The sequence below is a fragment of the Mesorhizobium sp. B3-1-6 genome (genome assembly GCF_006439555.1).
GTDB lineage: Bacteria > Pseudomonadota > Alphaproteobacteria > Rhizobiales > Rhizobiaceae > Mesorhizobium.
Genome location: NZ_VFTM01000012.1, coordinates 89594 through 110809 on the forward strand (window position 1 = coordinate 89594; position 21216 = coordinate 110809).

At 63.7% G+C, this 21216-nt stretch carries 19 protein-coding genes; 18 read left to right on the plus strand and 1 reads right to left on the minus strand.

Features of this window, described 5'->3' with window-relative positions; all coding sequences use genetic code 11:
• Positions 1–18 precede the first annotated feature (18 nt).
• From araG to FJ414_RS13045, 12 genes are all read left to right on the plus strand, one after another.
• Positions 19–1530 (plus strand): L-arabinose ABC transporter ATP-binding protein AraG, encoded by a 1512-nt coding sequence (gene araG, locus FJ414_RS12990; RefSeq protein WP_140644778.1) that lies wholly within the window; start codon positions 19–21, stop codon positions 1528–1530.
• An 11-nt stretch (positions 1531–1541) separates the two neighbouring features.
• A complete protein-coding gene (araH, locus tag FJ414_RS12995; protein WP_140644779.1) occupies positions 1542–2492 on the plus strand; it encodes an L-arabinose ABC transporter permease AraH in 951 nt (316 codons plus the stop codon).
• Positions 2489–3253 (plus strand): SDR family oxidoreductase, encoded by a 765-nt coding sequence (locus FJ414_RS13000; RefSeq protein ID WP_140644845.1) that lies wholly within the window; start codon positions 2489–2491, stop codon positions 3251–3253. Before araH ends, FJ414_RS13000 begins: the two co-directional genes overlap by 4 nt.
• Before the next feature lie 368 nt (positions 3254–3621).
• The gene (locus FJ414_RS13005) at positions 3622–4353 is read left to right on the plus strand and encodes a FadR/GntR family transcriptional regulator (RefSeq protein WP_140644780.1); all 732 of its coding nucleotides are present in this window, start codon (positions 3622–3624) and stop codon (positions 4351–4353) included.
• Positions 4350–5552 carry a PLP-dependent transferase gene (locus FJ414_RS13010; RefSeq protein ID WP_140644781.1) on the plus strand — a complete coding sequence of 401 codons (1203 nt, stop codon included), beginning with the start codon at positions 4350–4352 and terminating at the stop codon, positions 5550–5552. The genes FJ414_RS13005 and FJ414_RS13010 overlap by 4 nt, the downstream gene beginning before the upstream one ends.
• Positions 5553–5577: 25 nt before the next feature.
• A complete protein-coding gene (locus tag FJ414_RS13015; RefSeq protein ID WP_140644782.1) occupies positions 5578–6855 on the plus strand; it encodes a sugar ABC transporter substrate-binding protein in 1278 nt (425 codons plus the stop codon).
• 185 nt (positions 6856–7040) lie between these two features.
• Positions 7041–7964 (plus strand): sugar ABC transporter permease, encoded by a 924-nt coding sequence (locus tag FJ414_RS13020; protein WP_140644783.1) that lies wholly within the window; start codon positions 7041–7043, stop codon positions 7962–7964.
• Positions 7964–8812, plus strand: coding sequence for a carbohydrate ABC transporter permease (locus tag FJ414_RS13025; protein ID WP_140644784.1), 849 nt, complete (start codon positions 7964–7966; stop codon positions 8810–8812). The genes FJ414_RS13020 and FJ414_RS13025 overlap by 1 nt, the downstream gene beginning before the upstream one ends.
• A gap of 3 nt (positions 8813–8815) precedes the next feature.
• Positions 8816–9883, plus strand: coding sequence for a sn-glycerol-3-phosphate ABC transporter ATP-binding protein UgpC (gene ugpC, locus FJ414_RS13030; RefSeq protein ID WP_140644785.1), 1068 nt, complete (start codon positions 8816–8818; stop codon positions 9881–9883).
• A gap of 202 nt (positions 9884–10085) precedes the next feature.
• Positions 10086–10571 carry a hypothetical protein gene (locus FJ414_RS13035; protein WP_140644786.1) on the plus strand — a complete coding sequence of 162 codons (486 nt, stop codon included), beginning with the start codon at positions 10086–10088 and terminating at the stop codon, positions 10569–10571.
• A 115-nt stretch (positions 10572–10686) separates the two neighbouring features.
• Complete coding sequence (locus tag FJ414_RS13040; protein ID WP_140644787.1) at positions 10687–12126, plus strand: aldehyde dehydrogenase family protein; 1440 nt, start codon at positions 10687–10689, stop codon at positions 12124–12126.
• A gap of 9 nt (positions 12127–12135) precedes the next feature.
• Positions 12136–12717 carry a DUF1349 domain-containing protein gene (locus FJ414_RS13045; RefSeq protein ID WP_140644788.1) on the plus strand — a complete coding sequence of 194 codons (582 nt, stop codon included), beginning with the start codon at positions 12136–12138 and terminating at the stop codon, positions 12715–12717.
• A 7-nt stretch (positions 12718–12724) separates the two neighbouring features.
• Here the strand turns inward: FJ414_RS13045 and FJ414_RS13050 are convergent, their stop codons facing one another.
• Positions 12725–13498 carry a helix-turn-helix transcriptional regulator gene (locus tag FJ414_RS13050; protein ID WP_181181602.1) on the minus strand — a complete coding sequence of 258 codons (774 nt, stop codon included), beginning with the start codon at positions 13496–13498 and terminating at the stop codon, positions 12725–12727.
• A gap of 116 nt (positions 13499–13614) precedes the next feature.
• On the opposite strand from FJ414_RS13050, the gene FJ414_RS13055 reads away from it, so the two are divergent.
• The 6 genes from FJ414_RS13055 (at position 13615) to FJ414_RS13080 (ending at position 21181) form a co-directional block, all read left to right on the plus strand.
• Positions 13615–15756 (plus strand): hydantoinase/oxoprolinase family protein, encoded by a 2142-nt coding sequence (locus FJ414_RS13055; protein ID WP_140644790.1) that lies wholly within the window; start codon positions 13615–13617, stop codon positions 15754–15756.
• Between the two features lie 14 nt (positions 15757–15770).
• Positions 15771–17966 carry a hydantoinase B/oxoprolinase family protein gene (locus FJ414_RS13060; RefSeq protein WP_140644791.1) on the plus strand — a complete coding sequence of 732 codons (2196 nt, stop codon included), beginning with the start codon at positions 15771–15773 and terminating at the stop codon, positions 17964–17966.
• A 5-nt stretch (positions 17967–17971) separates the two neighbouring features.
• A complete protein-coding gene (locus FJ414_RS13065; RefSeq protein WP_140644792.1) occupies positions 17972–18490 on the plus strand; it encodes an acetone carboxylase subunit gamma in 519 nt (172 codons plus the stop codon).
• A gap of 52 nt (positions 18491–18542) precedes the next feature.
• Positions 18543–19313 carry a glucose 1-dehydrogenase gene (locus FJ414_RS13070; protein WP_140644793.1) on the plus strand — a complete coding sequence of 257 codons (771 nt, stop codon included), beginning with the start codon at positions 18543–18545 and terminating at the stop codon, positions 19311–19313.
• 18 nt (positions 19314–19331) lie between these two features.
• Positions 19332–20159 carry an SDR family oxidoreductase gene (locus FJ414_RS13075; RefSeq protein WP_140644794.1) on the plus strand — a complete coding sequence of 276 codons (828 nt, stop codon included), beginning with the start codon at positions 19332–19334 and terminating at the stop codon, positions 20157–20159.
• Positions 20160–20242: 83 nt separating this feature from the next.
• The gene (locus FJ414_RS13080) at positions 20243–21181 is read left to right on the plus strand and encodes an ABC transporter substrate-binding protein (protein WP_140644795.1); all 939 of its coding nucleotides are present in this window, start codon (positions 20243–20245) and stop codon (positions 21179–21181) included.
• The last annotated feature ends 35 nt before the right edge of the window (positions 21182–21216 follow it).

Sequence of the window (21216 nt, forward strand, 5' to 3'; positions counted from 1 at the left end):
TGCTCAAGGATCTAGGCCGTGTCCTTTCTCCAATTTTCCAACATCAGCAAGACCTATCCGGGCGTCAGGGCTCTGTCCGGCGTGTCGTTCGGCGTCGAAAAGGGCGCCGTGCACGGATTGATGGGCGAGAACGGCGCCGGCAAATCCACCCTCATCAAGATCCTGTCCGGCGACCAGCATGCCGATGCCGGCGAGATAAGCATCGACGGCAAGGTCCAGGCCTATGCCTCGACCAGGAATGCCTTCGACAACGGCGTCATCGTCATCCATCAGGAATTGCAGCTGGTGCCCGAGCTGACCGTCGCCGAAAATCTCAGCCTCGGCCGGTTTCCGGCGAGCGGAGGCGTCATCGCCCGCCGCCGCATGCTCGACGATGTCGGCGCCAAGCTGAAGTCGGCCGGCATCGACATCGACATGCGCCGCAAGGTCAAGACGCTCTCGATCGGCGAACGCCAGATGGTCGAGATCGCCAAGGCCGTGATGCTCGACGCCCGCGTCATCGCGCTCGACGAACCGACCTCGTCGCTGTCCTCACGCGAAAGCGAGATCCTGTTTAAGCTGATCGACCGGCTGCGCGGCGAGGGCAAGGTCATCATCTATGTCTCGCACCGCCTCGACGAGGTGTTCCGCCTCTGCGACAGCCTGACGGTGCTGCGCGACGGCAAGCTCGCCGCGCATCACGCATCGCTGAAAGATGTGACGCGCGATCAGGTCGTTGCCGAAATGGTCGGTCGCGAGATTTCCGACATCTGGGGTTTTCGGCCGCGAAATCCGGGAGAGGTTCGCCTCAAGGCCGATAATCTGAGCGGCGCCAGATTGCGGACGCCGGCAAGCTTCGAAGCTCGCGCCGGCGAGATCGTCGGCTTCTTCGGCCTGATCGGCGCCGGACGCTCGGAGCTGATGCGGCTGGTCTTCGGCGCCGATCCGCGCTCGGGCGGCACGATCGCCGTCGACGGCGAGGTGATTGCCGCCGCCAGCCCGCATGACGCGATCCGCGCCGGCATTGTGCTCTGCTCCGAGGACCGCAAGCATGACGGCATCATCCAGGGCCGCTCGATCGAGGAAAACATCAACATCTCGTCCAGGCGCCATCACACGCGCTTCGGGGTGCTCAGCCGCGCCAGCGAGATCGCGACGGCCGAAACCTTCATCAAGAAGCTCAAGGTGCGCACGCCTTCGCGCAGGCAGGACATCGTCAACCTGTCCGGCGGCAACCAGCAGAAGGTCATCCTTGGCCGCTGGCTGTCCGAGCAGGGCATACGCGTTTTGATCGTCGACGAGCCGACGCGCGGCATCGATGTCGGCGCCAAGTCGGAGATCTACGAGCTGCTCTACCAGCTCGCCGAGGACGGCATGGCGATCGTCGTCGTCTCCTCCGAGCTGCCGGAAGTGATGGGCATCTGCGATCGCATCCTGGTGATGTGCGGCGGGCGTATCAGCGCCGAGCTCACGCGCGACCAGTTCGCCGAAAAGGCAATCCTGGCCGCGGCCCTTCCAGACAAGAAAACCCCCGACGCGATCGCATCCTGAGGACACCCGCCATGACCGACCGGTTCAAGAAGATACTGCTCGGCGAGCAGGGCCTCGTCGTGATCTTCATCGTCGCCTTCGCGCTGGTGTCGCTGCTGGTGCCGAACTTCCTCACCGACCGCAACATGCTGGGCCTGCTGCAATCGGTGGTCACCGTCGGCATCGTCGCGTGCACGATGATGTTCTGCCTCGCCGCGCGCGACTTCGATCTGTCGGTCGGCTCCATCGTAGCCTTTGCCGGCATGGTCGCGGTGATGGCCTCGAACGCCACAGGTTCGATCCTGCTTGGCCTTATCGCGGCGATCGCCTGCGGCGCCGTCGTCGGCTGGGTCAACGGCGTCGTCATCGCCAAATTCCGCATCAATGCTCTGATCACCACCTTGGCCACCATGCAGATCGTGCGCGGTTTTGCGCTGATCTCGTCGGACGGCCGCGCCGTCGGCATCAACAGCCCGGACTTCTACCAGCTTGCCTTGTCGAAGCTGCTCGGCATACCGACGCCGATCTGGGTGCTGGCGGTGCTCTTCGCCATTTTCGGCTTCGTGCTCAACAGCACCGTCTTCGGCAAGAACACGCTGGCCATCGGCGGCAATCCGGAAGCCTCGCGCCTTGCCGGCGTCAATGTCGACAGGACGCGCATCTGGATCTTCACGCTGCAGGGCGTGGTCTGCGGCATCGCCGGCATCCTGCTTGCCTCTCGCATCACCTCGGGCCAGCCCAACGCCGCGGTCGGGCTCGAATTGTCGGTGATCTCGGCCTGCGTGCTCGGCGGCGTCTCGCTTGCGGGCGGCAGGGCCACGATGTCGGGCGTCATCGTCGGCGTGCTGATCATGGGCATCGCCGAGAACGCGATGAACCTGCTCAACATCCCGGCCTTCTACCAATATATCGTCAGGGGCGTGATCCTGCTTCTGGCGGTCCTGCTCGACAATCTGCGTTCCTCGGCATTGGGCCGGCGCTGATGGCACGTCTGAAGGGAAAACGCATCTTCCTCACCGGCGCGGCGCAAGGCATCGGCTACGCCATCGCCGAAGCCTGCCTGTGCGAGAAGGCCGAGCTGTTCCTCGTCGACCGCGACGCGGACCTGCTTGCTGAAAGCGCTGCCCGTTTGGGCAAGGTCGCCCATGCGGCGGCCGATATCGCCGACGCCAAGGCAATCGACGCCGCGATGCAGGCGGCGACGAAGGCCATCGGCCCGGTCAACGCCGTCATCAACAATGCCGGCATGAACGTCTTCTCGACGCCGCTCGCGGCCACCGAGGATGACTGGACGCGCAATCTCGACGTCAATGTGAAAGGCGCCTGGCACTGCGCCAAGGCGGCGCTGCCGGGGATGATCGGGCAGGGCGGCGGGGCGATTCTCAACATCGCCTCCACGCACGCCTTCACCATCATCCCGCATACCTTCCCCTATCCCGTCGCCAAGCACGCGTTGCTCGGCCTGACCAGGTCGCTGGCGCTCGAATATGCCGGCCAGGGCGTGCGCGTGAACGCGCTGGCGCCGGGCTATGTCGAGACGCAGAAGGCGCTCGACTACTGGAACAGCTTCGACGATCCGGAGGCCGCGCGCGCCAAGACGCTGGCGCTGCATCCGGGTGGGCGCATCGCCACACCGCAGGAGATCGCCATGGCGGCGGTCTTTCTCGTCTCCGACGAGTGTCCCTTCATCAACGCCGCCTGCCTCGTCGCGGATGGAGGCCTGAGCGTGCTTCACCACCCCTGAAGCAAGCCATGAACCATTGATATGCCGCGGGAACTCAAAAACATCGCGACCCGGCATCAAGGGCTGACGATGGCCCGCATCGAGCTCGCCGGCGACCGCCTCCGCTATGTCATGCAGTGCGACGAGGGATCTGCCGTGTCGAAGGTCGCGGAAATCTGTCCACGAGAGGCTGAGGTCACATAGGACCCTTCAAGCTCCGCTCCAGGTCGTTGCGTATCAGCCCATGCCGGCGCGCATCCGCGCCTGAGACGGCGGGGCTGGATGGCGCATATCCGCGCCGTTCAGCCCAGCTCATTTCGACTGTTGACACGTCTCCCGCTCTGTGCAGAAATTGGTTGGACCATTGAACCATTTTAGGCTTGGCCGGCGTGACCGATTTCCTGCCTCCCATCCAGACCACGGCCCGCGACGACGCGGTTCTGAAGGCGTTGGTGGGCTTCGTGCGGCAGGAGGCTCTTGGCCCCGGTGAAAAACTCCCGACGGAGCGCATCCTGGCCGAACGCCTCAAGGTCAGCCGCAACACGGTGCGCGAGGCGCTGACGCGCTGGGAAGGCCTCGGTCTCGTCGAACGGCGGCAAGGCTCGGGCACTTATCTCAAGGCCGCCGTCTCGCCCGACATGCTGCACATGCCGCTGACATTGGCCGGCGGCAATGATTTCGCCGGCCTGATGCGCACGCTGGAGATTCGCCGCGCGCTGGAGGCCGAGGCGGCGGCGCTTTGCGCCATTCGCGCCGGCAAGGCCGAGATCGCCGAGATCGAGCGCAAGCTCGACATCATGGAAGAAGCTTTCCGCACCCGCGCCGGCATGTCCTCGGAAGAGGATTGGGAATTCCACCAGGCTGTCTACCGCGCCTCGGGCAATCCGCTCTTCGAGCAGATCATCAGTGCCATGCACGAGCTGTTCCACCGCTTCTGGGAGCATCCGCTCGGCGTGCGCGATTTCGGCCATGCCAGTTTTCCTTATCACCGGACCATCTTCAATTGCATCGCCGCGCGTGACCCCGATGGGGCTCGTGCCGAGGCGCTAAAACTCATCGCCACCGTCGAGGACGATTTGAAGCGCGGCGCTGCCAACCTCAAACTTTCGGACCGCAGATGAACGAGCAGCCCAACACCTTCGACCCGGCCCCCCTAGCTGGCGATTATCTCGGCGAGGCGGCGACGCTGCTGGCGCATGACGATCCGTTTCCCGGCGGCGCGGTGGTGCCGCCGATCTACCAGACCTCGCTGTTCACCTTCGCCAATTATGCCGACATGGCCGACACCTTCGCCGGCCGGCGAAAGCAGCCGATCTATTCGCGCGGCGACAACCCGACGGTGATGGAATTCGAAGCACGTGTCGCCGCGCTCGAAGGCGCGGAGGCCGCGCGCGGCTTTTCCAGCGGCATGGCGGCCATCAGCGCCACGGTCCTTGCCTTTGTCGGCGCCGGCGAGCGCATGGTTGCCGTGCGCAACTGCTATGGCGACGCCTACCGCCTGTTCGAGCGGCTGTTCCCGCGCTTGCACATCAAGGTCGACTATGTCGACGGCTCCGATCCCGACGCGGTTGCCGCGGCACTTCCCGGCGCCAAGCTGCTCTACCTAGAAAGTCCGACCTCGATGATGTTCGAGCTGCAGGACCTGGAGCATCTGACGCGGCTTGCGAAGGAGCAGGGCATCGTCACCACCATCGACAATTCCTGGGCCACCCCCGTCTTCCAGAAGCCGATTTCGCATGGCGTCGACCTGGTGCTGCATTCGGCCTCGAAATATCTGAGCGGCCACAGCGACACCGTCGCCGGCGTGGTGGCCGGCTCCGCCGTCCATATCAAGCACATCAACGAGCAGACCTATTCGCAGCTTGGCGGCAAGCTGTCGCCCTTCGAAGGCTGGCTCTTGCTGCGCGGGCTGCGCACGCTGCCGCTGCGCCTGCCGCATCACATGAAGAGCGGACTTACGATTGCCGAGCGGCTGAAGGCGCATGGCAAGGTCGAGCGAGTCAACCATCCTGCCTATTCGAACCACCCCGGCAAGAAGACGCTTGCCGGCTATGCCGGGCTGTTCTCCTTCGAGGTCACCGAGGATGTCGACATCCCTGCCTTCGTCGATGCGCTGAAGTTCTTCCGCATTGGCGTCAGCTGGGGCGGCCATGAAAGCCTGGTCGTGCCGGCCAAGGCCTCGCTCGAGCAGACGCCGGGCATCAATTCGATGGCGCGCTTCGGCGTCAGCCCCCGAACCATCCGCTTCAATGTCGGATTGGAAAATGTCGAGGACCTCTGGGCCGACATCGCCCAGGCCTTCGACAAGTCAAAAAAATAATGGATCAAAAATGGGAGTCCTGAACATGAAAAGACCGACCTTCATGCTTGCCGCCGTAGCCGGCCTGGCGATCTCCGCCAGCGGCGCGCTGGCCGACACCACCATCAAGCTGGTCGAAGTCATCACCAGCCCGCCGCGCACCGAATTCCTGAAGAAGCAGATCGCCGAATTCGAGACCGCCAATCCGGGCATCAAGGTGGAGGTGGTCTCGCTGCCCTGGGGCCAGGCCTTCGAGAAGTTCCTCACCATGGTGCAGGCCGGCGATACGCCCGACGTTGTCGAGATGCCGGAACGCTGGATGGGCCTCTATGCCAACAATGCCCAGCTCGAGGATCTCGGCCCTTACATGGCCAAGTGGGACGACGCCAAGACGCTCGGCGACCGCGCCAAGCAGTTCGGCTCGACCGTCAACAACACGCAGTTCATGATCCCTTACGGCTACTATGTGAACGCGCTGTTCTGGAACAAGAAGCTGTTCAAGGAAGCTGGTCTCGACGGTCCGCCGGCGACGCTCGATGAGTTCGTCGCCGATTCCAAGAAGATCTCGGCCATCCCGGGTAAATATGGCTACTGCCTGCGCGGCGGGCCCGGCGCCTTCAACGGCATGCACATGTTCATGAACATCGCCGACGGCAAGGGCGGCTATTTCACCGACGACGGTGTCTCGACCATCAACGACGAAGGCTCGGTCAAGGGCCTGCAGATGCTGGCCGACATGTACAAGAACGGCCTGGCGCCGAAAGATTCCGTGAGCTGGGGCTTCAACGAAACGGTGACCGGCTTCTATTCCGGCACCTGCGCCATGCTCAACCAGGACCCGGACGCGCTGCTCGGCATCGCCGACAAGATGAGCGCCGACGACTTCGCGGTTGCGCCGTTGCCGGTCGGCCCGAGCGGCAAATCCTATCCGACGCTGGGCTATGCCGGCTGGGCGATGTTCGCCAACTCCCAGCACAAGGACGAAGCCTGGAAGCTGATGGCGACGCTTTTGTCGCCGAAGGACAATCTGGAATGGGCCAAGGAAGTCGGCGTCGTGCCGATCCACAACGGCGCCGACCAGGACGCGCATTTCAAGACCGAGCAGTTCAAGGGCTGGTTCACCGAGCTCAACGACAGCTCGAAGTACGAAATGGTGACGCCGCCGACCCATCTGGAAAATCTCGGCAACTTCGTCGATCAGGTGGCGATCAAGAATTTTCAGGAAGTGCTGCTCGGCCAGAAGCCGGCCAAGGAGGTCGCCGATGAATGGGCCAAGTTCCTGACCAAGGAACAGCAGGACTGGCTGGCGAAAAACAAGAAGTAAGGCGCAGGCCTTTTTCCTTCGCCCCGTTTACGGGGAGAAGGTGTCACGAAGTGACGGATGAGGGGCGGCGCCAGCATTTCATAAGTTCGCGCCGCCCCTCATCTGCCTGCCGGCATCTTCTCCCCGTTGAACGGGGAGAAGGAAGCTGCCGCCATGCCGGCACCCACTTACCATCGCGAGCCACCATGACCTTCGCCGTCTCCGAGATCCGATCCGCCGCCCCGCCGCGCAAGCGGCGGTTCAGCAAGGCCGCGATCGAGCCGTGGCTTTATCTTTCGCCTTCTATCGTCCTGCTGGTCCTGGTGCTGCTGGTGCCGTTGGTCATTGGCATCTCCTACTCTTTTCGCAAATTCTCGGCCTTCAAGTCGCAATATGTCGGCCTTGCCCAATATCAGGCGATGCTCTCCGACCAGGTGCTCGGTCAGGCGCTGATCAACACGCTGTGGTGGACGGTCGCCAGCCTGTTCTTCCAGTTCTTTCTGGGCTTGGGTCTCGCATTGCTGCTCGACAGGCCGTTCTACGGCCGCAAGGTGGTGCAGGCCGTGGTCTTCCTGCCCTGGGCCGTGCCGTCTTTCCTCTCCGGCCTCACCTGGGCCTGGCTGTTCAACCCGATCATCGGGCCGCTGCCGCACTGGCTTTTCGCGCTTGGCCTCAAGGCCGAGCCGACCAATGTGCTGTCGGATCCGGCCACCGCCATGTGGGGCCCGATCGTCGCCAACATCTGGTTCGGCATCCCGTTCTTCGCCATAACGCTGCTTGCCGCGCTGAAGTCGATCCCCTCCGAATTGCATGAGGCTGCAGCCATCGACGGCGCCTCGCCCTGGCAGCGCTTCACCAAGGTGACGCTGCCCTTCCTGGCGCCGACCATCGTGATCACGGTCATGCTGCGCACCATCTGGATCGCCACCTTCGCCGACCTGATCTTCGTCATGACCGAGGGCGGGCCGGCCGGCTCGACCAGCACCGTGCCGGTCTACATCTATGTCAGTGCCTTCAAGTCGCTCGACAAGGGCTATGCATCGGCGGTGGCGGTGCTGCTTCTGGTGCTGCTCATTGTCTACGCCATCGGGCTGATCGCTATCCGCCGCACCCTGGTGAGGCACGTCTGATGATCGCCGGTCGCTCCGCCTCCTCGCGCATTTTCGGCGGCATCGGGCTCTACGCGGCCATCGCGGCTTACGTGATCTTCGCGCTGTTCCCGATCTTCTGGACGCTGAAGATCTCGGTGACGCCGGAGCGCCTGCTCTATTCGGAAGGCATCACCTTTTGGCCGTCGCAGACGACCTTCCAGAACTTCGTCACCGTGCTCGAAGCCTCCGACTTTCCACGCTATTTCCTCAACAGCGTCATCGTCTCGGTGTCGACGGCCGCCTTTGTCACCGTCATCGCCACGCTCGCCGGCTACGCCATGTCGCGCTTCACCTTCCGCGGCAAGGCGACGCTGGCCATCTTGCTATTGCTGACCCAGACCTTCCCGCTGGTCATGGTCATTCCGCCGATCTACCGGATCATGGGCGATCTCGGCCTGACCAACAGCCTGATCGGACTGATCATCATCTACACAGCCTTCAACACCGCCTTCGCCACTTTCCTCATGCAGTCCTTCTTCGACGGCATCCCGAGGGATCTTGAGGAGGCGGCGATGATCGACGGCTGCACCCGCGCTCAGGCGATGCGCCGGGTGATCGTGCCGCTGACCTTGCCGGGAATGGGCGCCACACTGGGTTTCGTCTTCACCGCCGCCTGGAGCGAGCTTCTGTTCGCGCTGATGCTGATCTCCAGCGACGAGCAGAAGACTTTCGCCGTCGGCCTGCTCACCTTCATCGGCAAGTTCGCCGTCGACTGGGGGCAGATGATGGCGGCGTCGATCCTGGCGCTGATTCCGGTCTGCGTCTTCTTCGCCTTCCTGCAACGCTATCTCGTCACCGGCCTCACCGCCGGCGCGGTCAAAGGATAATCGATGGCTTCCGTCACGCTGCAAAACGTCGAGAAGGATTATGGCGCGCTGCGCATCCTGCATGGCGTCGACCTCGAGATTGCCGATGGCGAGTTCGTGGTGCTGGTCGGCCCGTCCGGCTGCGGCAAGTCCACGCTCTTGCGCATGATTGCCGGCCTCGAAGAGGTCACCGGCGGTGAGATCCATATCGGCGAGCGGCTGGTCAACGACGTCGCGCCCAAGGACCGCGACATCGCCATGGTGTTCCAGTCCTACGCGCTCTATCCGCATATGGACGTCTCCTCGAATATGGGCTTCAGCCTGCTGCTGAAGAAGGCCGAGAAGACGACGATCGACGGCAGGGTGGGTGCTGCCGCCAAGCGGCTTGGCCTCGACTCCTATCTCGGCCGCTTGCCGCGCCAGCTCTCCGGCGGCCAGCGTCAGCGCGTCGCCATGGGCCGCGCCATCGTGCGCGATCCGAAAGTTTTTCTGTTCGATGAGCCGCTGTCCAACCTCGACGCCAAATTGCGCGTCCATATGCGCGCCGAGATCAAGGCGCTGCACCAGCAGCTCAAGACCACGTCGGTCTACGTCACCCACGACCAGGTCGAGGCCATGACCATGGCCGACCGCATCGTCGTCATGCATGACGGCTATGTCCAGCAGGTAGGCCGTCCGCTGGAGCTTTACGACCGGCCGGCCAACACTTTCGTCGCCGGCTTCATCGGCTCGCCCGGCATGAATTTCTTGCCGGCGAAGGTCGCCAGGGGCGGCAAGGCCGATGCCGTGCTCGCCGACGGCCAGAAGCTTGGATTGCCGGATGGTCTGCCGCTGCAGGACGGCGATGCGCTCACCATCGGCCTGCGGCCCGAGCATATCAGGCTGGCCGATGACGGAGCGCTGAAGGCCGAGGTCGAGGTGGTCGAACCGCTCGGCCTGTCGACGCAGTTCTACGTCCGGCTGGCCAACCAGCAGATCTGCGTCTTCGTCATGGGACGCAGCGACGTCAGGCCGGGCGACACCATCCGCCTCGCCGCCGATCCGGCGGCGCTGCACCTCTTCGATCCAAAGAGCGGCGTTCGGATCGGCTAGCTGGCCAACAGCGACGCGTCATTGGATGGCTTCGCCAGCAACGCACCGGCGGCAGATGTGGGTGTTCAACTCGGGTACGATCGTTGCGCTGGTGATGGCGACAATTTGATCGCTCAAGGGTCGGCGCCTTCGAGAATATCGACAGGTGAATTGCGGATTTTGATTGCTAGACTCCTGCTGATTCGTCTCGACAGGAAAAGGCATGAGCAAGGCCCTCGGCACATTCGCACTGATCACGGTTTTGAGCGCTTTGCTGATGGCGCTGTCATTGGCCGTGGCGAGGCACGGCTACCCCTATGGCGCGTATGGCGTGAAGCGTCTCGACGGCATCGCCGACGCCGGCTCGTTCCTGGCGATCGCCGCCATCTATTTCTTCGGCGCCATGCTGATGATGATCTTGCCGATCCGCGCCGCCGGCATCGTGCTGACCCATGCAGCCGATGCGATCTTCTGGGCGACGATCATGCTCTTCGCGACGATCGTCGGCTCGCTGGTTGCCAGATGGGCCTTCGGCCAGCACGAGGTGCTTTGGGCGCTGTTCAACTGGCGCTTCCTGTTCGTCGCGGCGATCGTGGCGGCGCATCTCACCATGAACGAGCTTCGCCGCAACATCCTGCTCAGAAGCCTGTTCTTCGTTGCCTTCGGCGCGGTCACGCTCGCCTGCCTGTTCTGGTCATTCTCGACCTGAGTCCTAGCTTTGTCGCATATGGCTGGTAGACCTCCTGCCAGGCAATGGCTATATCATTTGTCTGACAATTGACCCGGTCGAAGGCCGCCGCGACCAAAACCCAAGGAAAAACAAGATGACCGTGCTGCGCAAAAACCTGATCGACGGCGAGTGGCTTGGCGAGGCCGGCTCTCGCAACATCAACCCTTCGAACACCAACGACGTCGTCGGCGAATACGCTTCGGCCGGGCCGGAGGAGGCCAAGCAGGCCATCGCGGCCGCCAAGGCGGCCTTTCCGGCCTGGTCGCGCTCAGGCCCGCTGGCCCGCCATGCGGTGCTGAAGAAAACCTCCGACGAGATCATGGCGCGCAAGGACGAGATCGGCCGCTCGCTGGCCCGCGAAGAGGGCAAGACGCTGGCCGAGGGCGTCGGCGAGACGATCCGGGCGGCGCAGCTCTTCGACTTCTTCGCCGGCGAGACGCTGCGTCTGTCGGGCGAGATGGTGCCGAGCGTCAGGCCCGGTGTCGGCGTCGAGATGACCCGCGAAGGCGTCGGCGTCGTCGGCATCATCACGCCGTGGAATTTCCCGATCGCCATCCCCGCCTGGAAGATCGCGCCGGCGCTGGCCTACGGCAATACCATCGTCTTCAAGCCGGCCGAGCTGGTGCCTGAAAGCGCCTGGACCATTGTCGACATCCTGCATCGCGCTGGTCTACCTAAGGGCGTGCTCAACCTCGTCATGGGCAAGGGTTCGGTGGTCGGCCAGGCGATGCTCGACAGCCCCGACGTCAACGCCATCTCCTTCACCGGCTCGGTCGGCACCGGCAAGCGCGTCGCTGCCGCAAGCGTCGAGCACATGCGCAAGTTCCAGCTCGAAATGGGCGGCAAGAATCCGCTCGTCGTGCTCGATGACGCGGATCTTGGCACGGCCGTCGATTGCGCCGTCAACGGCGCCTATTTCTCGACCGGACAGCGCTGCACGGCCTCCTCGCGTCTGATCGTCACCGAGGCCATCCACGACCGCTTCGTCGACGCGATCAAGGAGCGGCTGGACAAGCTCGTCATCGGCGATGCGCTGGATGCCAAGACCCAGATCGGCCCGGTCGTCGACCAGACCCAGCTCAAGCAGGACGAGGATTATATCGCCGTCGGCCGCCAGGAAGGCGCCGAGCTTGCCTTCGGCGGCGACCGGCTGGAGCGCGAGACGCCGGGCTTCTATCTGCAACCGGCGCTGTTTGTTGGCTCCACCAATGCGATGCGCATCTCGCGCGAGGAGATTTTTGGTCCTGTCGCCAACGTCATTCGAGTCAACGATTATGACGAAGCCCTGGCTGTCGCCAACGACACGCCGTTCGGCCTCACCTCCGGCATCTGCACCACCAGCCTGAAGCACGCGACCCATTTCAAGCGCAACTCCGAAGCCGGCATGGTGATGGTCAACCTGCCGACGGCGGGCGTCGACTTCCACGTGCCGTTCGGCGGCCGCAAGGGTTCGAGCTACGGCCCGCGCGAGCAGGGCCGCTACGCCATGGAGTTCTACACCACGGTTAAGACCGCCTATACATTCGCCGGCTAAGAGGGATCGATGGCGTCAGCCCTGGACGACATGACATGGCTCAACCCGCCGCCGCGCCACACGGTCGGCGACGGCACGCTCACCGTTCGGACGGGCAAGGAGACCGACTTCTGGCGCGAGACCTTCTACGGCTTCTGGCGCGACAACGGGCATTTCCTCTACCGCCCGGTCGAGGGTGATTTCAGCGCCGAGGTCACCGTCCAGGGCGACTACAAGGTGCTCTACGATCAGGCGGGGCTGATGCTGCGCCTCAGCGAAACGCACTGGATCAAGGCCGGCATCGAATACACCGACGGGCTGGCCTACTTCTCCGTCGTCGTCACCAACGACACCTCCGACTGGTCGCTGGTCGCCATTGCCGCCGGCAAGGACGGCGTCCGGATCCGCCTGACCCGTCACGCCGAGGCGATCCGCATCCAGTATCTGGACGTCTCGGACGGTCACTGGAAGCCGGTGCGGTTGGCCTATTTCCCGATATCGAAATCGGTCGATGTCGGCATGATGTGCTGCTCGCCGCAGCGCGAGGGTTTCGAGGTCACCTTTTCAGACTTCACCGTCGGGGCTCCCATCTCGCGGGAATTGCACGACTGACGCGGCGCTACCCGTTCATCCGGTGCTGGAAGAATTGCAGGAATAATTCGCGCTCGGTGGTGATGTCGAGCTTCTCATAGATGCGGCGGCGATGGTTCTTCACCGTGCCGACGGTGATGCCGAGCCGCGCGGCGATGTTGGCGGTCGGATGGCCGGCGAGGATCAGCTGCACCAACTCGCGCTCGCGTGAGGACAGCTCCGGCCACAGGTTTTGCGGAATGCTGGGTTTCTGCTGCGGCGAGGCGCCGGGACCGCTCGGCGCCGAGGTGCGTGAAAAGTCCGAGCCGCGCGCCTTGATGTCCAGCGCATGCAGCGCCTCGAACACCGGCAACCGCTCCGTCAGCAGCGCGATCTCGCTGTCCTTGAACGATACGGTCGAGCGGTCGAGGAATATGCCCAGGCACCAGTCGCCGCCGTCGGCGAGCAGGATGCCGACCTCGTCGCAGATTTCCGACTGCGCCAGGAAACCGGCAATGTATTGGCCGCGCTTGGCCTCCTCGTCGGCCAGTCCCTTGAGCGGCATGATGCCGAGCCGGCGCTCGCGCCGCCACGAGGCATAGAAGGGATCGAAGACGTAGTAATTGTCGAGATAGCGCCGCACCATCTCGTCCGAGAAGCGCCGGTGCTTGACGAATTCCGGTGTCCTGGTCGCCGAATAGCGTGTCACCGTCACCAGGTCATGCGCGATGTCGGCGCCGATCAGGTCGATCAGGCAGTCGACATGCCGGTCGGTGCCGGTGGCGGCGATCGCCTTGGCCAGCGGCGCCCAGATATTGCCCATGCGCAGGCCCTTTTCTCGGCGAACCGCGCCGCGCGGTCATTGTGTCTTTAGGCATATGGCGCGATCCGGCTCCGGGAATCTAGCCTGTGGTCATTCTCGGCAAGGGAAAGCGACCCGTGGACCAGATCACCACCAATCCAATCGTCATCGGCATCGACGCTGGCGGCACCATGACCGACACGATCCTTGTGGATCAGGACGGCCACTTCAAGATCGGCAAGTCGGCGACGACGCCTAAGAACGAGGCCGAAGGCTTCCTCGCTTCGGCCGAGGACGCGGCCGATGCCTGGGGTATCTCGCTGCAGGATCTGTTCTCCGGCGTCAACGTCGTGCTCTATTCCGGCACCGGCATGCTCAACACGCTGTTGTCGCGCACCGGCCGCAGGCTCGGGCTGATCACCACCAAGGGCCTCGAGGACATGATCCTGATGGGCCGCGGCCTGCAGGCCTGGGCGGATTATTCCTATGCCGACCGCCTGCACGCGGTCACCCACCATCATCCCGATCCGCTGGTGCCGCGCCGCCGCACGCATGGCGTGACGGAGCGCATCGACCAGTTCGGCGACGTCATCCTGCCGCTCTACGAGCACGAGGTGCATGCCGCCGCCAAGAAGCTCATCGCCGACAAGGTCGAGGCGATCTGCATCATGACCGTCTTCTCGCACGTTAACCCGGCGCATGAGAAGCGCATCGCCGAAATCTGCCGCGAGGAGATCGCTGCCGCCGGCGCCGACATCCTCGTCTACACCAGCCACGAGGTGCGCCCGGTGATCCGCGAGCAGTCGCGGCTGAACTCGGTGCTGATCGAGGCCTACGCCACCTCGCGCGGCCGCAAGCAGTTGAAGGGCATCGAGGACGTCTCGAAGAAATACGGCTTCAAATATGGCGTGCAGACGCTGCTCTCCTTCGGTGGCCTGACCTCGATCAACCATCCGCGCCTGCACGAAACGATGATCTCCGGGCCGATCGGCGGCATCCTGGGCGCCGCCTATGTCGGCAAGCTGATCGGCAACGACTCGCTGATCTGCTCGGACATGGGCGGCACGTCCTTCGACATGGGCGTCATCACGCGCGGCCAGACACGCATCGAGAACGAACCGCTGATGGACCGCTTCAAGCTCAACGTGCCGACGTTGCATCTCGACACGATCGGCGCCGGCGCCGGCATGATCCTCAAGGTTGATCCGCTGACCAGGAAGGTCTCGCTCGGGCCGGAAAGCGCCGGCTCCGATCCCGGGCCGATCTGCTTCGCCAAGGGCGGCACCGAGCCGACCATCGCCGATTGCGATGCCATCCTCGGCCGCCTGAACCCCCGCTACTTCCTCGGCGGCAAGGTCGTGCTGCAGGTCGAGAAGGCGAGGAAAGCGTTCGAGGAAAAATGCGCCCGCTTGCTCGGCGTCGGCGTCGAGGAGGCGGCCGAAGGCATGATCGACATGCTGGAGGCCGACGCCAACAACGCGCTGCGTCGCGTCATTTCCGGCCAGGGCATCCATCCTTCGGAATTCACGCTTTTGTCCTATGGCGGCTCGGGGCCGCTGCATCTGGCCGGCTGCTCCAGGGGCATCGGCTTCAAGGACATCATCACCTTCCAGTTCGCCGCCGCCTTCTCGGCCTTCGGCTGCGCCACCGCCGATTTCATGCGCCGCCATTCGGTATCGACCCAGATCGACATCGGCGCGCGGGCAAGCGATGACGAACTGGTCGCCTTCGGCAAGAAGGTCACCACTGTCTGGGACGACCTGACCAAGGCCGCGGTCGACGAAATGGTGGCCGACGGCCACGCGCTCCCCAAGATCAAGACCGTGCCGTTCCTGATGATGCGTTACACCGGCCAGTTGGAAGACGTCGAGGTGATGGCGCCGCTGTCGGCGATTCACTCCGCCGACGACATGCGCAGGATCATCGCCGAGTTCGAGGCGGTCTACGCCAAGGTCAACCATCGCGTCTCGCGCTATGGCGAGGCCGGCTTCTCGATCACCGAGCTCGGGTTGATCGCCACCGCCGACAAGGTGAAGCCAACTTTGGTCAAGCGTCCGCTCGGCAAGTCGGATCCGGCGTCTGCCCATAAGGGCGTGCGCGAGGCCTATATCGGCGGCCGCTGGCACAAGGCCAATCTCTACGAGATGGACCTGTTGCAACCCGGTCACGAGGTCATCGGCGCGGCCATCATCGAACATCCGGCGACGACGCTCGTCGTCCATCCGCAGGACCGGGTCCATGTCGATGAATGGACGCTGCTCCACTACACCCACGCTTGAGAAGGGCGAACGCCATGCTGGACAAACCCGCCTCCGCGCTCCGCATTCGCGAACGGCTGCTCGAATCCGAACGGCTGATGGAAGAGACCGGCTGCTATGACGGCATTACGGAGCTTCAGCTGCGCAACCAGGACCCGCTGAAATTCGAGACGCTGCACACTAAGCTGCGCGCCTATTGCGTCTCGGCACGCGAAATGGCGCGCCGCATCTCCGCCTCGCCCGGCGTGCGCGAGGTCGGCGAGATGGTCGTCGCCATCTACACGCCGGAAGGCGACGCGATCGCGCTCTCCAACGGCATCATGGTGCATGTGCACACGATGAGCCGCTTCATCAAATGGATGATCCGCAACGGCTACGAGGAAAATCCGCAGATCCGCGACGGCGATATCTTCGCCAACAACGACGCCTTCATCGGAACCGTGCAGGTGCCGGACGTGATGGACGTCGTGCCGATCTTCCATTCCGGCAAGCTTGTCGGCTGGGCCGGCGCCGTCTGCCACGAGCTCGAAGCCGGCGGCATCACGCCCGGCGGCGACGTGGCGCTCGCCCAGGAGCGCTTTACCGAAGGCCTGTTCGTCTGCGCCGAAAAGGTCGGCCAGAACGACGAACTGCGGCGCGACTACGTCATCCGCTGCGAGCGCAATCTCAGGATGCCGATTTACTGGGTGCTCGACGAGAAGGCCAAAGTCGCCTCCTGCATCGACATGCGCGAAAGCGTCAAGGCGCTGATCGACGAGATCGGCCTCGACTACTGGATGCAGGTGTCGAAGGAGTTCATCGAGGAAGGTCGCCGCGCCCAGCTCGCCCGCACGCGCCAGCTCACGGTGCCCGGCATCTACCGCGGCCACACTTTTTACGGCCACGTCACCAAGGGCAAGCCCGGCTACCAGCCGCTCGGCGATCCCGACTGGCTCTACAACATCCCGATCGAGATGGAGATCACCAGCGACGGCAAGATCAAGATGGACTTCGAGGGCACGCAGCCCTGGGGCTATCATTCGATGAACTGCACGCCGGCCGGCATGGATGGCGGCATGTTCGTGACGCTGACGCAGCACATGAACTTCGAGGGCCTTGTCAATGACGGCGCATGGATGGCGACCGAGCTGAAGCTGCCGCACGGCACCTGGACCAACCCCGACAACGAGATGGTGGCGACCGCCACCTCCTGGGCGCTGTTGCTGCCCGCCTATGGCGTCTTCCAGCGGCTCTTGTCGCGCTCCTTCATCGCGCGCGGCTTCGTCGAGGAAGCCTTTGTCGGCCAGGTCAACAGCCCGATGATCGAGATGGGCGGCACCAGCCAGTACGGCACGCCCTTCGGCATGGCGCATTTCGAATGCGCCGCCGCTGGCTCGGGCGCCTTGGCCATCAAGGACGGGCTGGACACAGCCTATGTCGGCTGGAATCCGGAATCCGACATGGGCAACATCGAGATCTGGGAACAGAACATGCCGATGCTCTATATCGGCAGGTCGATCGTTCCCAATTCCGGCGGCGCCGGCAAATATCGCGGCGGCTGTTCCTTCCTGTCGACCTGGCTGGTTTCCAAGACCGATCATCTCAGGCTGGTGACCTCCGAGCATTCCTCGCGCGTCTTCGACAATGGTGGGCTGTGCGGCGGCTATCCGGCGCCGACCTGCCAGAAGCATCGCGCGGTGCGGGATTCGAACATCTTCGAGCTGGCCGAAAATGGCGCGCCGCTGGCGCACCACACCGGCACCAATCCTTACCGCTCGGAGCTGGAACTGCGGCTGGAAGGCGAGCATGTGACGCTTGAAGGGCCGTACATCACTGCGCCGCACAAGACCGGTGACGTCTTCACCCACTCCTATAATGGCGGCGGCGGTTACGGCGACGTGCTGGAGCGCGATCCCGTCAAGACCGCCTGGGACGTCGAGAACGGCTTCCTCACCAGGGAAGCGGCCGAAGGCATCTTCGGCATCGTGCTCGACGAGGACGAGGAGGGCTTCCCCGTCGCCAATCTGGAAGCCACCAAGCGCCATCGCGCCGAAATGCGGGCGAAGCGCCTGGCGCACGCCAGGCCGGTCTCGGAATGGATGGCCAAGGAGCGCGAGCGGGTGAAGGCGGCCGGTTTCGCACCCGAGGTGAAGAAGATGTATGCCAGCGCCATCAGGCTCTCGCCGCGCTTCACCAAGGACTTTTCGGCCTTCTGGGATGTCGATGCCAAATCGACCTTCGGCGTGGAGTAAGGACCATGACCTCATACAGCAAGGAAGTCATCGCCGATCTGGTTGCCGGCACGCTGCCGTGGCCGCAGACGCGCCGCATCATGAGCGCCTACAAGGACGACGACCGTTTCTTCAAATATGTCGCGGTGCTGCAAGACCGCGTCGGCTGGAAGGATCCGATCCTGCTCCCGGTCGGCGACCATCTTTTCATCTGCCAGAGCGGCGACGAACGGGTGACGAAATGCGAATGCGGCCACTCCTTCGGCGACTACCGCAGGAACTGGAAGCTGAAGGCCGCGATCATCGTGCGCGACACAGAGGAGACGCTGCGCGAGATCTACCCCAACAGCGACCTGCCGGATCCGGATTGGATGGAAATCCGCGAATTCATCTGCCCCGAATGCGGCACGCTGCATGAGGTGGAAGCGGCTGCGCCCGGCTATCCGATCGTTCACGATTTCGAGCCGGACCTCGAAGGCTTTTATCGCGACTGGCTCGGCAAGCCGCTGGAGTCGTCAACGAGAGCAATTCCAGGAAAAGCGTGAAGCGGTTTTCCGTCCGGAATTGCGTCAACAGAGTGGGAGGCTGATGCCGCAGATGGGTCGCGTCGCAGGCAAGGTGGCGCTCGTAACCGGGGCCGGTCTCGGCCTCGGGCGGGCGTCTTCGCTCCTTCTGGCGTCGGAAGGCGCGAAGTTGGTCGTCAGCGACATCGACGAGAGGCTCGCCGGCGATACGGCGGCGGAGATCGTCAAGGCTGGCGGCGAGGCGCTGGCGTTGCGCCATGATGTGTCGAAGCCCGAAGACTGGCCCGCCGTCATGGCGGCGATCGAGCAGCGCTTCGGCCGGCTCGACGTGCTGGTCAACAATGCCGGCATCGCCATTGCCCGGAACATCGAGGACACGACGTTAGCCGAATGGCGGCGCACCATGGCGATCAACCTTGACGGCGTCTTCCTCGGCTGCCAGGCAGGCATCAAGCTGATGAAGAAATCCGGTGGCGGATCGATCATCAATCTCTCCTCCATAGACGGCATCATCGGTGAGGCCGATCTTGCCGCCTACTGCGCCTCCAAGGGTGGCGTGCGCACCCTGACCAAGGCGGTCGCCGTGCATTGCGCCGAGCAGCGCTACGGCATCCGCTGCAACTCCATCCACCCAGGCTATATCTGGACGCCGCAGACGGAAAACTACCTGCGCGATCTGGGCACGCTCGAGCAGGAGAAGGCTAAGGCCTTGTCGCGCCACCCCATTGGCTTTCTCGGCGAACCCAACGACATCGCCTTCATGGTCCTCTATCTCGCCTCGGACGAATCCAAATTCGTCACCGGCTCCGAAATGGTGGTCGACGGAGGCTATCTTGCAGTGTGAACGCGGAGACCGCTTGCGATGACCAACCTCACCGGCCGCGGCGCCATCGTCACCGGCGGCTTTTCGGGCATGGGTTTTGCCATCGCCACGGCGCTCGCCAAAGCAGGCGCCAATGTCGCCGTCGGTTCCTATGTGGCGCCTCCGCAGCCGGGCAGGGCGGACGCCGCTTATTATCCCGGCGCCGACGAGATAGAGCGCGTGAAGTCGGCGCTGGCCACGCACGGCACCAAGGTGCATGCCGCCCATCTCGACGTGCGCGACAGCGCGCTCACCAACCTCTTCTTCGCCGAAGCCCAGGCGGCCATCGGCCAGGCAGATATCCTGGTCAACGCCGCCGGCACCACGGCAGAGCAGCCGGTCTGCGGCCATTCCGACGAGCTGTGGGACAAGATCGTCGACACCAATCTCACCGGCGCGTTCCGCGCGACGCGCGCCGTCCTGCCCGGCATGATCAACCGCGGCTGGGGCCGGATCGTCAACGTCGGCTCGACGGCGGCTTCCGTCGGCTGGAAGGACAATCCCGCCTATTGCGCCTCCAAGGCCGGCCTGCTTGGGCTCACCCGTTGCGTCGCGCTCGAAGGCGCTGCGCATGGCGTCACCTGCGTGATGATCAGTCCGACCTGGGTTGAGACCGAGCTGATGCGCCGCAATGTGGCGCAGGTCGTCGAGCGCGAAGGCAAGGGCCGCAGCGCCGAGGAATTGATGGACGAATTCAGGAAAGGCAACCCCCAGGGGCGCATGATGCAGCCGGAAGAGATTGCAGCACTTGCGGTCTTCCTCTGCACGGACCTAGCCAAGGGGATCACCATGGAAAACATCCAGATCACTGGCGGCGCATTGTGGTAGCGTCGGACGAGGGAGTGGATCCCGGCCTTCATGGGAGGAGGCCGGCGTAGAAGAAGGGCTATCAACCAGCTAGGGGAACTGACATGAGAATGAAAACTGCCTTGAAGGGGGTCGGTCTCGGCCTCGCGCTGATGTTTGCCGCAACGACGGCCGGCCAAAGCGCCGATCTCGGCGCCAAGGACGAGCCGATCAAGCTCGCGATGTTGGAATGGACGGGCGCGCATGTTTCGACCCACGTCGCCGGGCAGCTTCTGGAGAAGCTCGGCTATCACGTCGAATACGTCACCGCCGGCAACTTCCCGCAATTCTCGGGGTTGGCCGACGGCTCGCTCAGCGCCTCGGTCGAGATCTGGCTCAACAATGTCGGCGACATCTATCCGAAGGTGCTGGCGGAGAAGAAAATCGAGGACATCGGCAAACTCGACCTGAAGACGCAGGAAGGCTGGATCTACCCCAAATTCATGGAGAAGGTCTGCCCGGGCCTGCCGGACTGGAATGCGCTGAACAAGCCAGAATGCGTGCAGGCGCTGGCGACGCCCGAGACGGCGCCCAACGGCCGCTTCCTTGATTATCCAGCCGATTGGGGTTCGCGCGCGGCCACCATCCTAGCCGACAACAATATGCCTTACACCGCCGTGCCATCCGGTTCCGAAGGCGCGCTGGTCGCCGAGCTGGAAGCGGCCGAGGCGGCCAAGACGCCGCTGATCATGATGTTTTGGGGTCCGCATTACGCGCTGGCCGAGAACGATGTGGGTTGGGTGACGATGCCGCCTTGCAAGGACCAGACCAACGAGCACTGCATCACGCCGCCCGACGTCGACAAGATCGTCTGGTCGGGCTTCGGCGCCAAATGGCCCGCGGCCTATACCTTCCTGAAGGCCTTCAAGATGGATGCGACCGAGCAGCAGAAATTGATGCTGGCCGTCGACAAGCAGGGCAAGGACCTCGACGCCGTCGTCAAGGAATGGATCGACAAGAACGAGGCGGTGTGGAAACCTTGGCTGGATGGCGCCAAGGGATAATTCGCCGATATGCCTGACAAGGGCTGAGGGCAACA